This window comes from Achromobacter mucicolens, assembly GCF_902859725.1.
Classification (GTDB): Bacteria; Pseudomonadota; Gammaproteobacteria; order Burkholderiales; family Burkholderiaceae_B; genus Achromobacter; species Achromobacter mucicolens.
In genome coordinates, this window is record NZ_CADIJP010000006.1 from 286,069 (window position 1) to 305,443 (window position 19,375).

At 65.8% G+C, this 19,375-nt stretch carries 17 protein-coding genes and 1 rRNA gene; 13 read left to right on the forward strand and 5 right to left on the reverse strand.

Features of this window, described 5'->3' with window-relative positions; all coding sequences use genetic code 11:
• The first annotated feature begins 7 nt into the window (after window positions 1-7).
• The 7 genes from HV786_RS10035 (at window position 8) to HV786_RS10065 (ending at window position 8,353) form a co-directional block, all read left to right on the forward strand.
• Entirely contained in the window at window positions 8-1,168 is a 1,161-nt protein-coding gene (locus tag HV786_RS10035; RefSeq protein WP_128827490.1) for an MFS transporter, read from the forward strand.
• An 87-nt stretch (window positions 1,169-1,255) separates the two neighbouring features.
• Window positions 1,256-3,913, forward strand: a complete 2,658-nt coding sequence (leuS, locus tag HV786_RS10040; protein WP_128827404.1) for a leucine--tRNA ligase — start codon at window positions 1,256-1,258, stop codon at window positions 3,911-3,913.
• Between the two features lie 11 nt (window positions 3,914-3,924).
• A complete protein-coding gene (locus HV786_RS10045; RefSeq protein ID WP_128827403.1) occupies window positions 3,925-4,587 on the forward strand; it encodes an LPS-assembly lipoprotein LptE in 663 nt (220 codons plus the stop codon).
• 3 nt (window positions 4,588-4,590) lie between these two features.
• Complete coding sequence (gene holA, locus HV786_RS10050; protein ID WP_128827402.1) at window positions 4,591-5,646, forward strand: DNA polymerase III subunit delta; 1,056 nt, start codon at window positions 4,591-4,593, stop codon at window positions 5,644-5,646.
• Between the two features lie 131 nt (window positions 5,647-5,777).
• The gene (locus HV786_RS10055; protein WP_175210681.1) at window positions 5,778-7,043 is read left to right on the forward strand and encodes a glutamate-5-semialdehyde dehydrogenase; all 1,266 of its coding nucleotides are present in this window, start codon (window positions 5,778-5,780) and stop codon (window positions 7,041-7,043) included.
• A 139-nt stretch (window positions 7,044-7,182) separates the two neighbouring features.
• The gene (locus tag HV786_RS10060) at window positions 7,183-7,563 is read left to right on the forward strand and encodes a hypothetical protein (RefSeq protein ID WP_175210683.1); all 381 of its coding nucleotides are present in this window, start codon (window positions 7,183-7,185) and stop codon (window positions 7,561-7,563) included.
• A 4-nt stretch (window positions 7,564-7,567) separates the two neighbouring features.
• Window positions 7,568-8,353 (forward strand): 2-keto-4-pentenoate hydratase, encoded by a 786-nt coding sequence (locus HV786_RS10065; protein ID WP_175210692.1) that lies wholly within the window; start codon window positions 7,568-7,570, stop codon window positions 8,351-8,353.
• A gap of 86 nt (window positions 8,354-8,439) precedes the next feature.
• Here the strand turns inward: HV786_RS10065 and HV786_RS10070 are convergent, their stop codons facing one another.
• Complete coding sequence (locus HV786_RS10070) at window positions 8,440-9,855, reverse strand: amidase family protein (protein WP_175210694.1); 1,416 nt, start codon at window positions 9,853-9,855, stop codon at window positions 8,440-8,442.
• An 84-nt stretch (window positions 9,856-9,939) separates the two neighbouring features.
• Entirely contained in the window at window positions 9,940-10,809 is an 870-nt protein-coding gene (locus HV786_RS10075; RefSeq protein WP_175210696.1) for a LysR family transcriptional regulator, read from the reverse strand.
• 118 nt (window positions 10,810-10,927) lie between these two features.
• On the opposite strand from HV786_RS10075, the gene HV786_RS10080 reads away from it, so the two are divergent.
• On the forward strand, window positions 10,928-12,325 hold the full coding sequence (locus HV786_RS10080; protein ID WP_175210697.1) for an MFS transporter: 1,398 nt from the start codon (window positions 10,928-10,930) through the stop codon (window positions 12,323-12,325).
• Between the two features lie 18 nt (window positions 12,326-12,343).
• Here the strand turns inward: HV786_RS10080 and HV786_RS10085 are convergent, their stop codons facing one another.
• Window positions 12,344-12,970, reverse strand: coding sequence for a cysteine peptidase family C39 domain-containing protein (locus HV786_RS10085; protein ID WP_128828860.1), 627 nt, complete (start codon window positions 12,968-12,970; stop codon window positions 12,344-12,346).
• Between the two features lie 109 nt (window positions 12,971-13,079).
• On the opposite strand from HV786_RS10085, the gene HV786_RS10090 reads away from it, so the two are divergent.
• From HV786_RS10090 to HV786_RS10100, 3 genes are all read left to right on the forward strand, one after another.
• Window positions 13,080-14,090: a 3-hydroxyacyl-CoA dehydrogenase NAD-binding domain-containing protein gene (locus tag HV786_RS10090; protein ID WP_252870215.1), complete on the forward strand. Its 1,011-nt coding sequence runs from the start codon at window positions 13,080-13,082 to the stop codon at window positions 14,088-14,090.
• A gap of 447 nt (window positions 14,091-14,537) precedes the next feature.
• A complete protein-coding gene (locus HV786_RS10095) occupies window positions 14,538-14,810 on the forward strand; it encodes a GNAT family N-acetyltransferase (RefSeq protein WP_128828855.1) in 273 nt (90 codons plus the stop codon).
• Window positions 14,811-15,420: 610 nt separating this feature from the next.
• Window positions 15,421-15,825, forward strand: coding sequence for a YchJ family protein (locus HV786_RS10100; protein WP_128828858.1), 405 nt, complete (start codon window positions 15,421-15,423; stop codon window positions 15,823-15,825).
• Between the two features lie 466 nt (window positions 15,826-16,291).
• Here the strand turns inward: HV786_RS10100 and HV786_RS10105 are convergent, their stop codons facing one another.
• Complete coding sequence (locus HV786_RS10105; RefSeq protein ID WP_128828857.1) at window positions 16,292-17,161, reverse strand: LysR substrate-binding domain-containing protein; 870 nt, start codon at window positions 17,159-17,161, stop codon at window positions 16,292-16,294.
• A gap of 379 nt (window positions 17,162-17,540) precedes the next feature.
• Here HV786_RS10105 and HV786_RS10110 point away from each other — a divergent pair, with 379 nt between their 5' ends.
• Window positions 17,541-18,254 carry a haloacid dehalogenase type II gene (locus tag HV786_RS10110; RefSeq protein ID WP_128828854.1) on the forward strand — a complete coding sequence of 238 codons (714 nt, stop codon included), beginning with the start codon at window positions 17,541-17,543 and terminating at the stop codon, window positions 18,252-18,254.
• A gap of 27 nt (window positions 18,255-18,281) precedes the next feature.
• Complete coding sequence (locus tag HV786_RS10115) at window positions 18,282-19,022, forward strand: aldolase (protein ID WP_128828853.1); 741 nt, start codon at window positions 18,282-18,284, stop codon at window positions 19,020-19,022.
• Between the two features lie 251 nt (window positions 19,023-19,273).
• Here HV786_RS10115 and rrf read toward each other — a convergent pair.
• Window positions 19,274-19,375, reverse strand: a 5S ribosomal RNA gene (gene rrf / locus HV786_RS10120); the annotation flags it as partial.

Sequence of the window (19,375 nt, forward strand, 5' to 3'; positions counted from 1 at the left end):
CCTGCTGATGTCCGTGGCGACCGGCCTGGCGGTCGCCAGCAACTACTACGCGCAACCCCTGCTGCACACGATCGGTCAGCAGTTCTCGATTTCGAATGCCGCCGCCGGCACCATCGTCACGACCGCGCAGCTCAGCTACGCGGTGGGCCTGATGCTGCTGGTGCCGCTGGGCGACATGTTCGAGCGCCGCGCGCTGATCGTGCTGATGAACCTGCTGGCCGCGGGCGGCCTGCTGATCTCGGCCTTTGCCAGCAACATCGCGGTACTGATCCTGGGCACCGCCCTGACCGGCATGCTATCCGTCGTCGCCCAGATCCTCGTGCCCTTTGCCGCCACGCTGGCGGCGCCCCACGAGCGGGGCAAGGCCGTCGGGACCGTCATGAGCGGGCTGCTCCTGGGCATCCTGCTGGCCCGCACCGCGGCCGGCGCGCTGGCCGACGTGGGCAGCTGGCGCACGGTGTACTGGGTGGCCGCCATCCTGATGCTGTGCATGTCCGCCGTCCTGTGGCGCGTGCTGCCGCGCTACCAGAGCCACACGGCAATGAGCTATCCGCGTCTGCTGGGATCAATCCTGCGCATGTTTGTCGAAGAACCGCTGTTCCGCGCCCGGTCCCTCATCGGCGGACTGCTGTTTGCCGCCTTCAGCATGCTGTGGACCCCGCTGACCTTCCTTTTGGCCGGGCCGCCTTATGAATACAGCAACACCACCATCGGTCTCTTTGGCCTGGCCGGTGCGGCCGGGGCCTACGCCGCCAACCGCTTCGGACGCCTTGCCGACCGCGGCCTGGGCAACCTTGCCACCCGCGTGGGCCTGCTGCTGCTCCTGGGTTCCTGGGGACTGATGGCGTTCGGCCAGGTGTCGGTCGTTGCCCTGCTGGCGGGCATCCTGGTGCAGGATCTGGCGATCCAGGGCGTCCACGTCACCAACACCAGCTCCATCTACCGCCTGCGGCCCGAAGCGCGCAGCCGCCTGACCGCCGGATACGTCACCTGCTACTTCATCGGCGGCGCTTCGGGTTCGCTGGTATCGTCCTGGCTGTACGCCCATTTCGGCTGGCCGGCGGTGGTCACGGCGGGCGCCGTCCTGGCGGCCCTCACGCTGGCTTATGGCGCCCTTGCGCCCAGTGCGCGCATCCCGGAAATGCCCTCGCCCCCTGCCCGCGCCTAGCACCTCCTATAATCAGGGGTTTTGACCGCCACCGCGCCCCGGCGCGATGGGGCGGCTCACCCCTTTTTCGCCACCGCGCACGAGCCCATGCAGGAACGCTACCTCCCCACTACCGTCGAAGCGGCCGCCCAACAAGACTGGCAGGCCCGCGACGTCTATCTGGTCCAAGAACACGCAAAGAACCCCGACGGCTCCGAAAAGCCCAAGTTCTACGCCTGCTCCATGCTGCCTTATCCCAGCGGCAAGCTGCACATGGGCCACGTGCGCAACTACACCATCAACGACATGATGGCCCGCCAGCTGCGCATGCGCGGCTACAACGTCCTCATGCCCATGGGCTGGGACGCGTTCGGCATGCCGGCGGAAAACGCGGCCATCAAGTCCAAGGTCCCGCCCGCCAAGTGGACCTACGACAACATCGCCTACATGAAGAAGCAGATGAAGGCGATGGGTCTGGCAATCGACTGGACGCGCGAAATGTGCGCCTGCGATCCGCAGTATTACAAGTGGAACCAGTGGCTGTTCCTGAAGATGCTCGAAAAGGGCGTCGCCTACCGCAAAACCCAGGTCGTCAACTGGGATCCGGTCGACCAGACCGTGCTGGCCAACGAACAGGTCATCGACGGCCGCGGCTGGCGTTCGGGCGCGCTCGTTGAAAAGCGCGAAATCCCCGGTTACTACCTGCGCATCACCGACTACGCCGACGAACTGCTGGGCGCGGTCCAGAACGACCTGCCCGGCTGGCCCGAGCGCGTTCGCCTGATGCAGGAAAACTGGATCGGCAAGTCCGAGGGCCTGCGCTTTGCCTTCCCGCACCAGATCGCTGGCCAGGACGGCCAACTGATCCAGGACGGCAAGCTGTACGTCTTCACCACCCGCGCCGACACGATCATGGGCGTGACCTTCTGCGCCGTGGCGCCGGAACACCCCCTGGCCACGCACGCCGCCGCCGCCAATGCGCCGCTGGCCGCGTTTATCGAGCAGTGCAAGCTCGGCGGCACGACCGAGGCCGAAATGGCCACGCGCGAAAAAGAAGGCATGCCCACGGGCCTGTTCGTCACGCACCCCATCACCGGCGCGCAGGTTGAAGTCTGGGTCGGCAACTACGTGCTCATGACCTACGGCGACGGTGCCGTCATGGGCGTGCCGTCGCACGACGAGCGCGACTTCGCCTTCGCCAAGAAATACGGCCTGCCCATCGTGCAAGTCGTGGACGTGGCCGGCAAGGAGTACTCCACCGACGCCTGGCAGGAATGGTACGGCGACAAGCAGTCGGGCCGCACCATCAATTCCGGCAAGTACGACGGCCTGTCCTACAAGGAAGCCGTGGACGCCATCGCGGCCGACCTGGGCGAAAAGGGCCTGGGCGAAAAGCAGACCACCTGGCGCCTGCGCGACTGGGGCATTTCGCGCCAGCGCTACTGGGGCACCCCGATCCCGATCATCCACTGCGCCGACTGCGGCCCGGTGCCGGTGCCCGAAAAGGACCTGCCCGTGGTCCTGCCCGACGACCTCATCCCCGACGGCAGCGGCAACCCGCTGGCCAAGAACGAAGCCTTCCTGTCCTGCGCCTGCCCCAAGTGCGGCAAGCCCGCCCGCCGCGAAACGGACACGATGGACACGTTCGTGGACTCGTCCTGGTACTTCATGCGCTACACCTCGCCCGGCAACGACAACGCCATGGTCGACCAGCGCAATGACTACTGGATGCCGATGGACCAGTACATCGGCGGCATCGAGCACGCCGTGCTGCACCTGCTGTACGCGCGCTTCTGGACCAAGGTCATGCGCGACATGGGCCTGCTCAACTTCGACGAGCCCTTCACCAAGCTTCTGTGCCAGGGCATGGTGCTGAACCACATCTATTCCCGCAAGACGCCCCAGGGCGGCATCGAGTACTTCTGGCCCGAAGACGTCGACAACGTCTACGACGATCGCGGCGCCATCGTCGGCGCCAAGCTGAAGTCGGACGGTTCGGCCATCAACTACGGCGGCGTGGGCACGATGTCCAAGTCCAAGAACAACGGCGTCGATCCGCAATCGCTGATCGACACGCTGGGCGCCGACACGGCCCGCCTGTTCGTCATGTTCGCCAGCCCGCCCGAGCAGACCCTCGAATGGTCCGATTCCGGCGTCGAAGGCTCCAACCGCTTCCTGCGCCGTCTCTGGTCCATCAGCTACAACCGCCGCGAAGCCATCGCCCGCGGCCTGGCCCACGGCGCGGACTGGGCGCAAGCGCCCGCCGCGGTCAAGGACCTGCGCCGCGAGGTCTACGGTCTGCTCAAGCAGGCCGATTACGACTACCAGCGCATCCAGTACAACACCGTCGTGTCCGCCTGCATGAAGATGCTGAACGCCATCGACGATGCCAAGCTGCCCGAAGGCGCCGAGGCCGATGCCGCCTATGCCGAAACCGTCGGCGTCCTGCTGCGCGTGCTCTACCCGGTCGTGCCGCACATCACCTGGCACCTGTGGCAGGATCTGGGCTACGCCAAGGAACTCGGCGACCTGCTCGACGCGCCGTGGCCGCATGTGGACGAAGCCGCGCTCGTCGCCGACGAGATCGAGCTGATGCTGCAGGTCAATGGCAAGCTGCGCGGCTCGATCCGCGTGGCGGCCAAGGCGGTCAAGGAAGATATCGAGCAACTGGCAGCCAGCCAGGAAGAGGTCGCCCGATTCCTGGAAGGCCGTCCGCCCAAGCGCGTCATCGTGGTTCCGGGCAAACTGGTCAACGTCGTAGGCTGATGAGGTCAAGCATGCACTTCGCCGGGCAACAATCGCAAGTCTCCCGCCAAACCTGGCTGCTGCGCGGCGCCTGCCTGGCGCTGTTCATGCTGCTCTCCGCCTGCGGCTTCGCGCTGCGCGGCACCACCCCGATGCCATTCGACACCCTGTACGTGGGCATTCCTGACAACATCCAGTTCGGCGCCGACCTGCGCCGCGCGCTGCGCGCGGCCTCGCCCAACACCAAGCTGGTGGATTCGCGCAAGGAAGCCCAGGCGATCCTCCAGCAGGTCAGCGACACGCGCACGCTGCGTGAGGTCTCGCTGAACGCGCAAGGCCGTGTCGAATCCTACGAACTGGGCATCAACTACACGTTCCGCCTGATCGACGCCAAGGGCCGCGCCCTGGTCCCCGACACGACGCTGTCCATCTATCGCGAAATGCCGTACGACGACCAGGTCGTGCAGGCCAAGCAGGGCCAGATCGAAACGCTGTACAAGGCCATGCAGCGGGACCTCGTCTCGCGCGTGCTGCGCCGCATTACCGCGCCGGACGTGCACAAGGCATTCGAAGCCGCGCAAGCGGGCGGCGACGACGCAAACATGCCGCTGTTCGACCCCAACGAGCCGCAACGACCGCGCGTGCCCACGCCCTGGCAGACGCCGTCCGTCACCGATCCGGCCATCGTCCGCTAGTCCATGGCACAGCCTCTGGACGCGGATCGGCTGGCCGAACACCTGCAGCGGCCCGGCAACCGCCTGGCGCCGCTGTACACGGTGTCGGGCGACGAGCCGCTGCTGGTGACCGAAGCCGTCGACGCGCTTCGCGCCGCCGCGCGCAACGCTGGCTACACCGAGCGCCTGTCCATGGTGATGGACGCGCGCAGCGACTGGAGCGCGGTCATTGCCGCCACCCAGAGCGTGTCGCTCTTTGGCGACCGCCGCATCCTTGAAATCAAGATACCCACCGGCAAACCGGGAAAATCCGGCGCCGACACCCTGACCAAGCTGGCCGAACAGGCCGAAAAGCAGCCAGACGCCGACACCCTGGTGCTGATCGCGCTGCCCCGTCTGGACAAGGCCACCCGCGAAAGCCGCTGGATGCAGGCGCTTGCCCGCGCCGGCATGGCCGTCGACATCGCCAACATCGAACGCGGCCGCCTGCCCGCCTGGGTCGGCATGCGACTGGCGCGCCAGAACCAACGCGCCGACAGCGCCACCCTGCAATGGATGGCGGACAAGGTCGAAGGCAACCTGCTCGCCGCCCACCAGGAAATCCAGAAGCTGGGCCTGCTCTACCCCGAAGGCCAGCTTGCCCCGGAGGACGTCGAGCGCGCCGTGCTGAACGTCGCCCGCTACGACGTCTTCGGTCTGCGCGATGCCATGCTGGCCGGCGACATCGGTCGCACCATCCGCATGATCGACGGCCTGCGCGCCGAAGGCGAGGCGCTGCCGCTGGTGCTGTGGGCAGTCGGCGAAGAAATCCGCTTGCTGGCCCGCATTGCCGAGGCACGCGCGCTGGGCCAGGACGCGGGCGGCCTCATGCGCCGCCTGCGCATTTTCGGCGCGCATGAACGCCTTGCGCTGCAGGCCCTGAACCGGGTGCAGCCCAACGTCTGGCCCGCCGCCGTGCAGCACGCCCACGAAGTCGACCGCCTGATCAAGGGCCTGTCGGTGCCCGGACGCCTGTCTGACCCCTGGGAAGAAATGACCCGGCTGGCCCTGCGCGTAGCCGCCGCCGGCGGCCGACCGTGAAGGCGGCTTTGCCGCCTGCCTCCCGCCCCCCATCCGGTCCGCCGACCGGATCTCGCCCGGCCATCGCGCCGGATATACACTGACTTTCCTGGCGGCGCCCGCGCCGCCTTCTCCACAAGATCGACGCCGCCATGTCCTCGTCCTCCATCGAACAAGCCATGCTGACCCTGGGCGAAAACGCCCGCCGCGCCTCGCGCGCCATGATGCGCGCCGACAGCGCCGCCAAGAACCGGGCGCTGATCGCCATGGCCGACGCGCTGGCCGCCAGCCACGATGAACTGAAAGCCGCCAACGAAAAGGACGTGGCCGCCGCCCGGGCCAATGGCCTGGAGCCCGCCCTGCTCGACCGCCTGACCCTGTCGGACAAGACGCTGGCGCACATGGCCGAGGGCCTGCGCCAGATCGCCGCCCTGCCCGACCCGATCGGCAGCATCACCGCCACCACCGTGCGGCCCAACGGCATGCGTGTCGCCCAGATGCGCGTGCCATTGGGCGTGATCGGCATCATTTATGAATCGCGCCCCAACGTCACCATCGACGCCGCGGCCCTGTGCCTGAAGTCCGGCAACGCCGCCATCCTGCGCGGCGGCAGCGAAGCCCTGCACTCGAACGTGGCGCTCGGCCGCATCGTGCAGACCGGCCTGGCTGCCGCCGGCCTGCCGCAGGAGGCCGTGCAGGTCGTCGCCACGACCGACCGCGCGGCCGTGGGCGCGCTCATCACCATGACCGAGCATATCGATGTCATCGTGCCGCGTGGCGGCAAGGGCCTCATCGCCCGGCTGTCCCAGGAAGCGCGCGTGCCGCTCATCAAGCATCTGGACGGCAACTGCCACATCTACATCGATGCGGCGGCAGACCCCGACAAGGCCCACGCCATCGCCCTGAACGCCAAGACCTACCGCTATGGCATCTGCGGCGCCATGGAAACGCTGCTGATCGACGCCGTGGCCGCCGTGTCCATCTTGCCCAGCCTGGCCGCCGCCTTCGCCGAACACGGCGTGGAACTGCGCGGCTGCCCGCGCACGCTGGCGCTGCTGCCGCACGCCACGCCCGCCACCGAAGAAGACTGGGCCACCGAATACCTGGCGCCCATCCTGGCCGTGCGCATCGTCGACACGCTGGACGACGCCATCGAACATATCGCGCGCTATGGCTCGGGCCACACCGACGCGATCGTCACGCAAGACCTCTCGGCGGCCCAGCGCTTCCAGCGCGAAGTCGACTCCAGCTCCGTCTACGTCAACCTTCCCACCTGCTTTGCAGACGGCTTCGAATACGGGCTGGGCGCCGAAATCGGCATTTCCACCAATCGCCTGCACGCGCGCGGCCCGGTCGGTCTGGAAGGCCTGACCACGCTCAAGTGGGTCTTGAACGGCGAAGGCCAGACCCGCGGCTGACCCTGCCCAAGCGCCCGACCGGCGCTACTGACGCGGCCCTGAACACGGGGCCGCGCCAAGCCCTCTACAATAGGGCCAGCTTTTTTTGCCTGAATTCGTCCATCCCACGCGGTCCCGCCGCGCATCGTTGAGATCCCCCATGCATTCACCCGTCATGGCAATGGCCTTCAGCCTGTTTGTGCTGTGTTTCATCACCTGCACGATCAGCGGCATCGTGCTGTTCTTCTTCAAGACCCAGCAGGTCAATGCGGCCCTCAAGCACCCCTATCTGCAGCATCGGCCGTTCAAGCAATTCCCGCTGGCGATCCAGGCGGCGATCATGCTCGATTATTTCTTCCGCCTGATGTTTCCCGGCACGCGCATGTGGTTGATCGGCAATGCCAACGACCTGCTTGCCCACGTCGATCCCAAGAAGATTCCGCTGTCCCTGAAGTGGCCGATCGTCGGCTTCTGGGGTTCGTGCTGGCTGGGCCTGATCGCCATGATCGTCTTGTGGATCATGCTGTTCCTCGGAGCCTGAACGCATGCAGATCAGATTTGAAGACTATCCCGGCAGCATCGACGCCGCGCGCTTTCTGATCGCCGCGCGCCAGGCAGGCGTGGCCGGCCCCCGCCTGCCAGCGGAATGCCGGCCGCAGTCGCTGGGGCAGGCTTTCGCCGTGCAGCAGCGCACCGCTGAACTGCTTCGCGAAACGCGCCAGGACACCATCGCGGCCTGGAAAAGCGCGCTACCCTCGCCCGAAAAAACCGTCGTGGCGCCCATCTATGCCTCGGGCACGGCTGACGCCGCGGCCGGGCCGGTCGCCACCCGCGATGCCGGCGTGCGCATCGAACCCGAAATCGCGTTCGAAATCGCCCGCGACCTGCCGCCGCGCGACACGCCCTACACCGAAGCCGAGATAGACGCCGCCGTGGGCGGCGCCCGCCTGGCGCTCGAAGTCCTGGGCTGCCGCTACGCCGCCCCCGAACATGCAAGCCTGCCCGAACTGCTGGCGGACCACATGTTCAACCAAGGCCTCGTCCTGGGCCCGCGGATTTCATCGCCCGACGCAGCCCCCGGCTGCATGACCATCACGTTGACGGTCGATGGCGTTGAAGTCGAGCAGCACGCGGGCATCCACCCGAACGACCGCGCCAAGGCCGGCCTGTACTGGCTGGCCAATTTCCTGCGCGAGCAAGGCCTGGGGCTGACGGCCGGCCAGCACGTCATCACCGGCTCTTACGCGGGCTTTCTGGACGTGCCCGCCAATCAAGACATCGAACTGGCGTACGGCGATCTGGGCGTGCTGAAGGTGCGCTTCGGCGGCTAAGGCCGCACAGGCGGCCACCTTCAAGCCGCCCCACTTTCAGGCTGGCCCACCTTCAGGCGGCCCCGCCGTTATCCACCAACCGCCAATTACTTCGGCGCAGGCTCGGCGATGCTGATCGGCTCGCCGGCCGCCTCGATGATTTCGCCGGCCGCCAGGCACAGGTCCTCGCGGTACCGCCCCGCCACCACCTGCACGCCCACCGGACTCGGGCCCTCGCTGCTCATGGCGCTGCCCATCGCCACGGACAGTCCCGGCAAGCCCATGAACGGCAGACCGATCTGGGTCATCTGCGCGCGCCACACGCGCGCATAGGCCGCGTCGCCTTGCAGATCGAGGTTGTCGGGAAATGGCAGTTCGGCCGACACCGGCAAAAGCAGCACCGGACACTCGGCAAAGAACATCTCCCACAAACGCGTAAGCGTGGCGCGGCGCGTCAGCACCGCCGAAAAGGTCGTCAGATCCGCGCCCGCCGCCTTGTCGCGTTGCCCGGCCAGCGCCACCAACGCGCCCGGGTCGTTTTCTTTTTCCGCAGCCGCCAGCATGGCGTCGTAGCCGTCGGCCATCCACATGCGGATCTGCAGGTCGGCGGCCTCCTGCATCGGCGGCAGCGCTTCCAGCGTATCGACTGTCCAACCCGCCTCGCTCAGCCGCCGCGCCGCTTCTTGCAACGCCTTCACCACTGCGGGATCGGTATCCATGCCTTCCGGGTTCAGACACAGCGCGGCGCGCCGCGGCGCCTCCGGGCCGGTCAGCGGCGCCGGCACCCACCACGGATCGCGCGGATCCGGCGCAGCCAGCGCGGCCAGCCCCAGCCGCACATCGGCAATCGTGCGTCCCAGCGGTCCCGACACAGCGGTGATCTGCCCGCCGATCGAACGTTCCGGCAGCGAGGCGTTGTAGGCCGCCACCCTGCCCAGCGACGGACGCAGGCCATGCACGCCGCACGCATAGGCGGGGTAACGGATCGACCCGGCGATGTCGGTGCCATGCGCCAGATGCCCAATGCCTGCCGCCACGGCAGACGCGGCGCCGCCCGACGAACCGCCGGGCGTCAGCGCCGGATTCCGCGGGTTACGCGTGTCGCCATGCAACACGTTGCCGGTAAACCAGCGCAGCGAAAACGCTGGCGTGTTCGTGCGGCCCACAATCACCGCACCGGCCCGCCGCAGGTTGTCGACGACGGGGCTGTTCCGTTCGGCAATGAGGTCTTTCTGCAATCGCACGCCGTTGGTCGTGGCAAAGCCCGCCTGATCCACGTTGACCTTCACGGTCACGGGCACGCCGGCCAGCAGGCCGGGATCTTCTCCGCGCGCGATCGCCGCGTCCACCTCGGCCGCCTGTGCCAGCACGTCTTCCGGCCGATGATCCACCACCGCGTTGATCGCGGGATTGACGGCATCGAGCCGCTGCAGCGCGCTTTGCGCGGCCTGCACGGCGGACACTTCACGCTTGCGGACAAGGGCGGCAAGCTCAACTGCGGACAAACGCCAAAGATCGGACACGCGCAACTCCTGAGGTCGTGGGTTTTCCTGCGGGCCAGCAAACCTTAGCGCCAGTTGCGCCGCGCCACAAGCCTCGGCTTGCCGCTAATTGCTCTCTTCAAAGACCTCGACAATCGCATCGGCCACGGCCCGCACGCGCGCGGTGCGGTTCAGGTCGCCATGCATCACCAGCCACAGGTCATACGCCTCGGCGCGTGCTGGCCAGATACGCACCAGGTCCGGGTGGTCGGGGGCCATGTGCGTGGGCAGCTCGCCGATGCCTAGACCCGCCACGACCGCGTCTATGATCATCAACCCCGAATTCACCTCGACACCGATGCGGCCATTGCGCGTGGATTCGCCGCAAAGGGAATCGGACCAGCCCGGCAGCACGGCTTGCTGATAGGCGATCAAGGTGTGCCCCGCGAAGGCGGTGCCGGGCTTGGGCTCTCCGTGCGCGTCCAGGTACGCGCGCGACGCATACAGGCCGACCTCCTTGCGCGCCAAGTGGCGGTGGATCAGATCGGGATTGTCGGGCTTGATGTTGCGGATGGCCAGATCGGCCTCGCGGCGCGTCAGATTGCTGATCTGGATGCCGGTCGTCAGCACCACGCGAATGTCGGGGTGTTCGGCGTGGACCCGCTTGATGGCCTCCATCACGAAATAACGGGCAACCGTCTCCGAGGCTGCCACGCGAACCACACCCGACAGCCGATGGTCCAGCCCCTGCATCTGGCGCTGCAGCTGGTCCGCCGCCTGCTCCATGCGTTCGGCCGCCGCAAACGCAAGCTCGCCCGCCGCGGTCGGCACGTAGCCGCCGGGCGTGCGCAGGAACAGGCGCGCATCCAGCGACGCCTCCAGCGCGGCCAGGCGCCGGCCAGCGGTGGCCTGGTCGATCTGCAACACCGCCGCCGCCCCGCGCAGCGTCCCTACGCGGTAAATGGCCAGAAAAATTCTCGCGTTATCCCAATCCATTTGACGTCCTTGATGCACTTTTGCATGACTATAAAGCAGTAACACGGCTTTTTTGCATCACAGCAAGCGCCTAAGCTTTGCACCTCCCGCACCCCGCCCCCTCGGAAAGAGTCCAACCATGTCATCCGCCTGCCGCCCCATCGCCGCCCAAGACGCGCTGCCCGTCGCCGCCAAGGGATGGGTGCCGCTTGTCACCCTGGCCATCGGATTCGTCATGGCCATGCTCGATGTGACCGTGGTCAATGTGGCGATTCCCAGCATCGCGCTCCAGTTCGCCGTCCCGCTGACCGACCTGGTGTGGATCGTCGACGGCTACACGCTGACGTTCGCCGCCCTGCTGCTGGTGGCAGGCGCGCTGGCCGACCGCTACGGCGCCAAGACCCTCTACCTTGCCGGCTTGGGGGTGTTCACCGCCGCGTCACTGCTCTGCGGGCTGGCGCCAAACGCCGACACCTTGATCGCGGCCCGCATGCTGCAAGGCGTCGGCGCGGCGCTTTTCATGCCCAGTTCGCTCAGCCTGCTCACGCACGCCTATGACGACGAAAGCGTGCGCAACCGCATGCTGGCCGCCTGGTCCGCCATCGTGGCGGTCGCTGGCGCATCGGGACCGTTGCTGGGCGGCGCGCTGATCCACCAATTTGGATGGCGCGGCATCTTCCTCATCAACATCCCGCTGGGTCTGGCAGGCCTGTGGCTCGCCCGCCGCCGCATCGCGCCCGCGCCACGTCGCGCCCGCGCGCTCAACCCCTTGAGCCACGTGCTCGGCGTCGTGGCGCTGTCCAGTCTGTGCTTCGTGCTGATCCAGGGCAACGCCTATGGCTGGACCTCCCCGGCCATCGCAGCGACGATGCTTCTGGGCCTGGCCGCCGCCGCGCTTCTGGTGCACCGCGAACGGCAGCACGCCGAACCCATTCTCCCGCGGACGCTATTCGCCACCCCACAATTCTCCGCGGCCAACGCTGTGGGGTTTCTCATCAACCTCGCGTCTTATGGCCAACTGTTTTTGCTCAGCCTGTTCCTGCAGCATGCACGCGGCGCCGATGCGTTGCAGACCGGCATCGAACTGGTGCCGATGCTGGCGGTATTCTCCATCGGCAACCTCATCTCGGGGCGCGTGTCGGCGCGGTGGAACGTGTCGGCATCGCTGTTGGGCGGCGTCTCGCTCGCGGCCGCAATGAGCGCCATCGGCATCGCCGCGTTCACCCCCGGCGTCGCGTACTGGCCGTTTGCCATCGTCGTCGCGCTGGCCAATCTGGGCGTGGGGATCGCCGTGCCGGCGATGACCAGCATCGTCATGCAGGTATCCGGCCGCCAGCACGCCAATAGCGCGGCCGCCGCCCTGAACGCCAATCGCCAATCCGGCGCGCTGGTCGGCGTCGCCGTGATGGGCACCCTTCTGCATCTGCTGCCCGACTGGCACGCCACGTTGCCTGCCGCCTACGGCGTCATCACCGCCAGCTATGCCATCACGGTTGTGCTCGCATGGCGCTATCTGCGCCGCACCCGCAACGCCTGAGCCGGCACGTAAGCATCGTCAACCAGCGGGCGGGATTTCAACGCCGCGGCTCGCGTAGAACCTGTCGAAGACGGCCAAAGGCAGCACGACGTCCGCCTGCGAGCCCGGCTCGCCCGACGGGTTATGAAACGTCACGGCGTCGGGCGCGGCGCGCGTCACCAGCACCAGATGCCCGCCCTTTTTCGGCGGCTGCACAGCGGGCCAGCGAATCGACGGATGCACCGAAGCCATGAAGTAATCCGCCCGCGCCATCAGCTCAGGCAGGCTTGACGCCGGCATGTCCACGCGCACCTGCGCACGCATGCCAAAGACTTCTGCGACGTATTGCACGAATGGGGCGTAGATCAGGCCCCTGATGCTTCCGTCCGGTTCCTCGACGTACGCACCGTAAGGCAAGCTGCGCCGCGCCAGCTCCAGGGTCGGATAGGCGTGGCCGGTGCGCGCCGCGAGGACCATCTTCAGACATGCCATCCCGCACACATGGCTGGCCCAACGCACATACTCGTCCAGATCCCGCGCCCCGGAATTGCGCCATGCGGGGTCGTCAGCCAGCGCCAGTTCCCCGCGAATGATCTCGCCCGCCCGATGCGCGGATTCCCATTGGCAGAAATACGGTACGGTCGCGCGCGCAAGCGTCGGACGCATGCAAGCCTCCAGGTGATTTCGAAAAGTCCTATCTTGCCGCCGCTCAGCTTGCATGGCAACGGCATCGGCTTTGCTTCACAATGCAGCAAACCCAACAACGGAGACCTGCATGTCCAGCCTTGCTTCGTCCAGCTCTGCTTCGTCAAACCCGCCGTCGTCGCCGTCTGGCTTGCACGGCTCCGCTTCATCCACCGCCATCCCCATCCGCCGCGTCGCCATCGTCGGCGCCGGCACGATCGGCGCCAGTTGGGCAGCGCTGTTTCTCGCGCACGGACTTGAAGTCGTGGTCAGCGATCCCAGCCCGCATGCCGAAGCCCAGACCATCGCCCGCGTTCAGGCGGCATGGCCGGTCCTGGCCGAACTTGGCCACGTGCGCACTGGCGCCACCGCCGACGCGCTACGCTTCGAACCCGATCTCGAAAAGGCGTTGACCGGCGTGGATTTCGTGCAGGAGAACGCGCCCGAACGCGAAGACTTCAAGACGGACCTGTTTGCCCGCATCGACGCCGTCCTGCCTCCGCACGTCATCGTCGCATCGAGCTCGTCGGGCCTCATCATGAGCCGGCTGCAATCGCGCTGCCGCCATCCCCAACGGTTCGTGATCGGTCACCCCTTCAATCCGCCGCACCTCATTCCGCTGGTCGAAGTCGTCGGCGGCAACCAGACGTCCGCCGACACCATGGACCGCGCCATCGACTTCTATCGCAGCATGGGCAAACACCCCATCCGTCTGAACAAGGAAGTCCCCGGCCACATCGCCAACCGCCTGCAAGCCGCCCTGTGGCGCGAGGCCATCCACCTTGCCGCCGAAAACGTCGCCAGCGTCGCGGACATCGACGCCGCGGTATCGCAAGGCCCCGGCTTGCGCTGGGCGCTCTTCGGCCCGCACATGACGTTCAACCTGGGCGGCGGCGAAGGCGGCCTGGCGCATTTCATGCACCACCTCCTGGGCCCGGTGCAAACCTGGTGGGACGACCTAGGCGCCCCCGAGGTCACGCCAGCGCTGCAGCAACGCCTGATCGAAGGCGTCAACGCCGAGGCCGGCCACCGCAACATCGCTGACCTCGTCGAAACCCGCGACGCGCAACTCACCGCGTTGATCAAGGTGCTGCATCGGTAAAGGCTTCAGCGTTGAGCTGGAGCTGCGCGCCGTCGGCGCTAATATCTGGGAACCCGTCATCGATATAGCCATCCGCCATCGGCCGCCGATCCCCGGGCCGCACCCGGCGAACCGGCTCCGGGCGCGGCTTGTTGACGGCGTCGTGTATACGATGGCAAGCGCCCGGCGCCACGACGGCAGATTTCCGAGTCGGCAACCCAGGCCGCGGGCTCGAAACTTGCTCGCTGAACTGAAGTCCGTCCCTTTCCTGGTTTACAGAGCGGTGCGTGCCGTTCTGCCCACGAGAGGAGTTCGAAACGCGTTCGAAGCGAAGCGGGGCTGCCCTGTGTGACTCGCACGCGAAGTGCACAGTTTATGCCCGGCGCGATCCTCAATTAGCGCGTTGTTTGTGAATGCGGCGCAGGCCTTAACAAAGCCCGCACCGCCGCCACCCAAGGAGTTTCTTGAATGATTTCCGTAATACACGACACCGACCGCTCCCGCTTCACCGCCACCGTCGACGGCGTCCTGTGCGTGCTGGACTATCAACTGCAAAACGGCGCCATGGCAATCACGCACACCGGCGTACCCAGCGCGGTCGGCGGCCGCGGCATCGCCGCCGAACTGACCCAGCAAGCCCTGCTCACCGCGCGCGAGAATGGCTGGAAGGTCAAACCCTACTGTTCCTACGCCGACGCCTACATCAGACGCCATCCCGAATACGCCGACCTGCTGGCCTGACACAATCTCCCAATCCGTTCTCCGCCTTTACCTGCAAGTCCCGTTCGCCCGACCTGGCGCTAATGCGGAGCGCCCTCCGCCTGCGCCATGTCGTGGCTATAGTCACAGCGGCGCTCGATTTGGCAGGTTTGCCTGTCGTCCCGCGCGGTTGCCGTAATTTTGGTGATCAGGCGCGAGTTCTTCTCGCGCGACTATGTTGCCTCGATCGGCGCCCCGATCCGTGGGTTCGATCGGTTGCCTCGATCCTCTGCCCCGACTCGCTGGCTCGTTTCGTTGCCTCGATCCGCTGCCTGGGTCCGTTGTCTCGGCCCGTTGCCCCGATCCGTTGCTTCGACTCGCGTTGCTTCGATCCGTCGCCTCGATTCCTTGCCTCGATCTGATGCCCCGTCTAGCGGCCAGATCAATCGACTCAGCCTCGCGGGGTCCAGGTGAAGCGGACCCCTTGCTTTTTGTTCTGCCGTATCGTCAGAAGCCTACATCTGACGCATCGAGCGGGCTTCCGGCCTCACGCCCAAATTGGTTTTATCTGCCGGCTCCCTCGATCCGTTATGCTGACCGCTTGCACACTTCTGATTCTCTGATCCGCGTCCGGACCCAATTGCCCCAAGCCGTGCCAAAGCAACCAAGCCCCTCCAATCCCTCCTGCCCCTGCGGCAGCTCCCGTTCCTACCCCGAGTGCTGCGGCCGCTGGCACGACGGCCCGCAGGCGCTGCAAGCCCCTACGGCCGAAGCCCTCATGCGCTCACGATACAGCGCCTTTGTGCTGGACAACCTGCCTTATCTGCTGGCAACGTGGCACCCCCGCACGCGCCCTGCGTCACTCGAGCCCAACCCACCCGGCCTGAAATGGCTGGGCTTGCAAATCAAGGCCGCCGCAGATCAGGACGCAGAACACGCAACTGTCGAGTTCGTCGCCAGAAGCCGCCTTGACGGCCGCGCCAGCCGCATGCACGAGACCAGCCGCTTCCTGCGCGAAAACGGACAGTGGTTCTACCTCGACGGCGACGTACGCTGAAGGGAAACCTACGGCCACGATCTCGGCCGTGATTAACACCGAATTTGACGCCGCGATGAGGCAGCAATGAGATCACGATTGACGCCGTATTTGCAGCCGCGATGTTGTCGCGATTGACGCCGTGTTTGACGCCGCAATATCGCCGCGACTGACGTCGTGCTTGAGGCCGCGATGCTGCCGCGAATGTCGCGGTGTTTGAGGCCGCAATGGTGCCGCAATTGACGCCGTGTTTGGCGCCGCAATGTTGTCGCGAGTATCGCAGTATGTGGGGCCGCGACTGTGGCCATGATGGTGCCCGTGACTGTCGCCGTGACTGCTACCACGACCGCTGCCGCGACTGTATCCATGACTGCCGCCGTGACCGCCACCATGACTGTCGCTTGTGCTGCGGCCGTCACCACGGCGTAGACTTGACTCTACACCGCGCGGCCTCTCCCGCTTAGCCCGACCAGCCAAAACGTCCCTACTACATCGCCGGCCGCTTCATCTCCCCACCAATCGCCTGCTTCAGCGCACCCAGCAGATCCTCCCCAACACTGCCGAGGGCGCGCGCGTCTCCCACGATCGCCAGCTCGGTAGGCGGCACATCGGCAAACCCGTCCGCGGCGCCCAATTCGACATGCGTATCAAGGCGCGCCGAAGCCGGCAACAGACTGACGCCCAGCCCCGCTGCCACGGCCGCCTGCACGCCAGCCAGACTGTGGCTGTGGTAGGCGACATGCCACGGCCGCCCGGCGCTCTCCAGCGCATAGATCATCCGCTTGCGATAGACGCATCCCTGCGGAAAAAGAACCAGCGGCACGACGGCCGCCGCTTGATTGCGCGCTTGTCCGCCCACCCACACCAGCCGTTCGGGCCAAGCCGCAAGGCAAGGCCCTTCACCCGGATCCCGCTTGACCAGCGCCAGATCGAACTCGCCGGCCGCCAGCCCCGCCCGAAGATCCGTGCTCATGCCGCTCAAGGTTTCCAGCCGCACCTGCGCATGCCGCGCCGCAAACTCCGCCAACAGCACCGTCAGCCGCGACACATCAAAGTCCTCGGGCACGCCCAATCGAATCACGCGAGCGCTTCTCGGCGCGGACAGTACATGCTCGGCCTCGCCCGCAATCGCAAGCAAGCGCCGCGCGTAGGCCAACATGACTTCTCCGTCCTCGGTCGCAGACACATTGCCGCCGGCGCGGTCCCGCAGCAGCAAGGTCTTGCCCACGCTCTGTTCAAGCTTGCGCACCTGCTGGCTAACCGTCGACTGCGTGCGATGAACGCGGCTGGCCGCCCGCGTGAAACTGCCTTCGTCCACGACGCAAACCAGCGTCCTCAGTAGTTCAAGATCGAGCATCGGCTTTGATTGATTGGTGTTGAAGTGCCGCTCACGAGCGAATTGGATCGCTTCCAAGTCTCCCCGCCCTGACCCGCTCAACTAGCCCGGGCAGCTTTCGCCTCTATAGCTGACAACAGAAGCAGGCCGCCGACGCGGGGCGCTCGTACGTCGGCACGTCGCACGGGCCTCCTGCGTCATGTGCGCACTCGCGCGCGTGCCGCTCACAAGCTGGATGGGGCGGCCACTCTTCTTAATCCAACCCGCCCGTACTCTGGCCGCGCTTGTTAAGCATACTGCGGCTCATCGGTATATCAACTAAGGTAAGCGCATTAATTAATTTTACAACTCACTTAAGCCGGCCTTACGCTGAAGCTCCGATCTCTCTCCGAGCACCGACATGCCTTTTAACCAAGCTCCCCGCCCACAATGGCTGACCTTCGACTGCTACGGCACGCTCATTCAATGGGACGAAGGCTTGCAAGCCGCAGTGGAAAAGATCCTCGCGGGCCGAGAGGCCGCAATTGACCGGCCGACCGCCGCGCAGTTCCTGCACATATACGATGAGCACGAGCACCACCTTGAACGCACGCCGCCCTACCGCAACTTCGCCGAGGTCACCCGCGAATCGTTACGCCTCACCATGGCGCATTTCGGCCTTGAGTACCGGCCCGAAGACGCGGAGACGCTCACGAGCAGCATTTCCCGCATGCCGCCCTTCCCGGAAGTCGTCGACACGCTCGGCAGGCTCAAACAAGCCGGATTTAGCCTGTGCATCATCTCCAACACCGATGACAACATCATCGCGGGCAACGTCGCCCAAATGGGCGGGCATATCGACCGCGTCATTTCAGCTGAACAGGCCCGCGCGTACAAACCCTCACCCGCCATCTTCGCCCACGCTCATCAAAAGCTTGGCGTCACCACGGCAGACGTCGTGCATATCTGCGCCAGCCCTCATCTGGATCTCGCTGCAGCACGCGACATTGGCTTTCGCTGCATCTGGATCGACCGCGGCACCGGCCGCAAACCCTTGCCTGACTATCGGCCTGACGCTACCGTAGCAACTCTGGATCGCGTGCTGGACGTTTTCACTAACGCCGGCTGGCTCTGATCCCCAACCCATCCCTTGAAGGTTGTCATGAACCAGGAACCCGGTTTTGCCAACGCACTCTTCCATGCAGATCCCGTCACCGCTCTACGCACGGACCTGGCGCTGGCCCTACGTGCGGCCGCGGCCCACGGACTGGGCGAAGGCGTCTGCAATCATTTCAGCGTGGCATTGCCGGGCGATCCCGATCATTTCCTTCTGAACCCACGTGGCCTCATGTGGAACGAGGTGCATGCGGACGACATCGTGCTGGTCGACGCGCATGGCAACAAGCTTGCCGGCCGCCACGAGGTCGAGCCCACCGCCATGTTCATTCACGCAGCTATCCACCGCATCGCCGGCAAGACCTGCGTGCTGCACACCCACATGCCCTACGCCACGGCACTCACGCTCACCACGGATCGCGGCTTGGACACCACCCTGTCCCAAAACGCCATGCGCTTTCACGGCCGCCTCGCCATCGACGGCGCCTATAACGGACTGGCGTTGGATGTGTCCGAAGGCGAGCGCATCGCGCACGCCATGCAAGGCGCGGACATCGTTTTCCTCGGCAACCATGGCGTCGTTGTCTGCGGCGAACGTCTCGACTACGCCTACGACGATCTCTTCTTCCTCGAGCGGGCCTGTACAGCCCAGGTCTTGGCACAATCCACCGGCCGTCCCCTGGTTCCCGTCAACGCCGACCTCGCCGCCAAGGTTGCGGCCCAGATTCAAAGCGAACGCCTGCAATCCGAGCTATTTTTCGCAGCGCTGCGCCGCCAGCTACCCTAGTCAGAGGAACATCTGACTCAAACAGCAGAGCATCCGATCCAGACAAAAACAAAACCCCCGCGCGGCGCCAGCCGCGTGGGGGTTTTTAATAAATTCCGATCCTGCATTCCCGTTGCTGCAATCCCTTTGCAGCATTCGCGTTGCTGCATCCCTGATACGGCATTTCCGATGCTGGAATCCCAATGCAGTATTGCCGACGCCACAAAGACAAAACCCCGCAGGGGATACCTGCGGGGTTTTGAGCAATAAAAGCCTGACGATGACCTACTTTCACAGACGTCCGTCCACTATCATCGGCGCAAAGGCGTTTCACTGTCCTGTTCGGGATGGGAAGGAGTGGGACCACCTTGCTA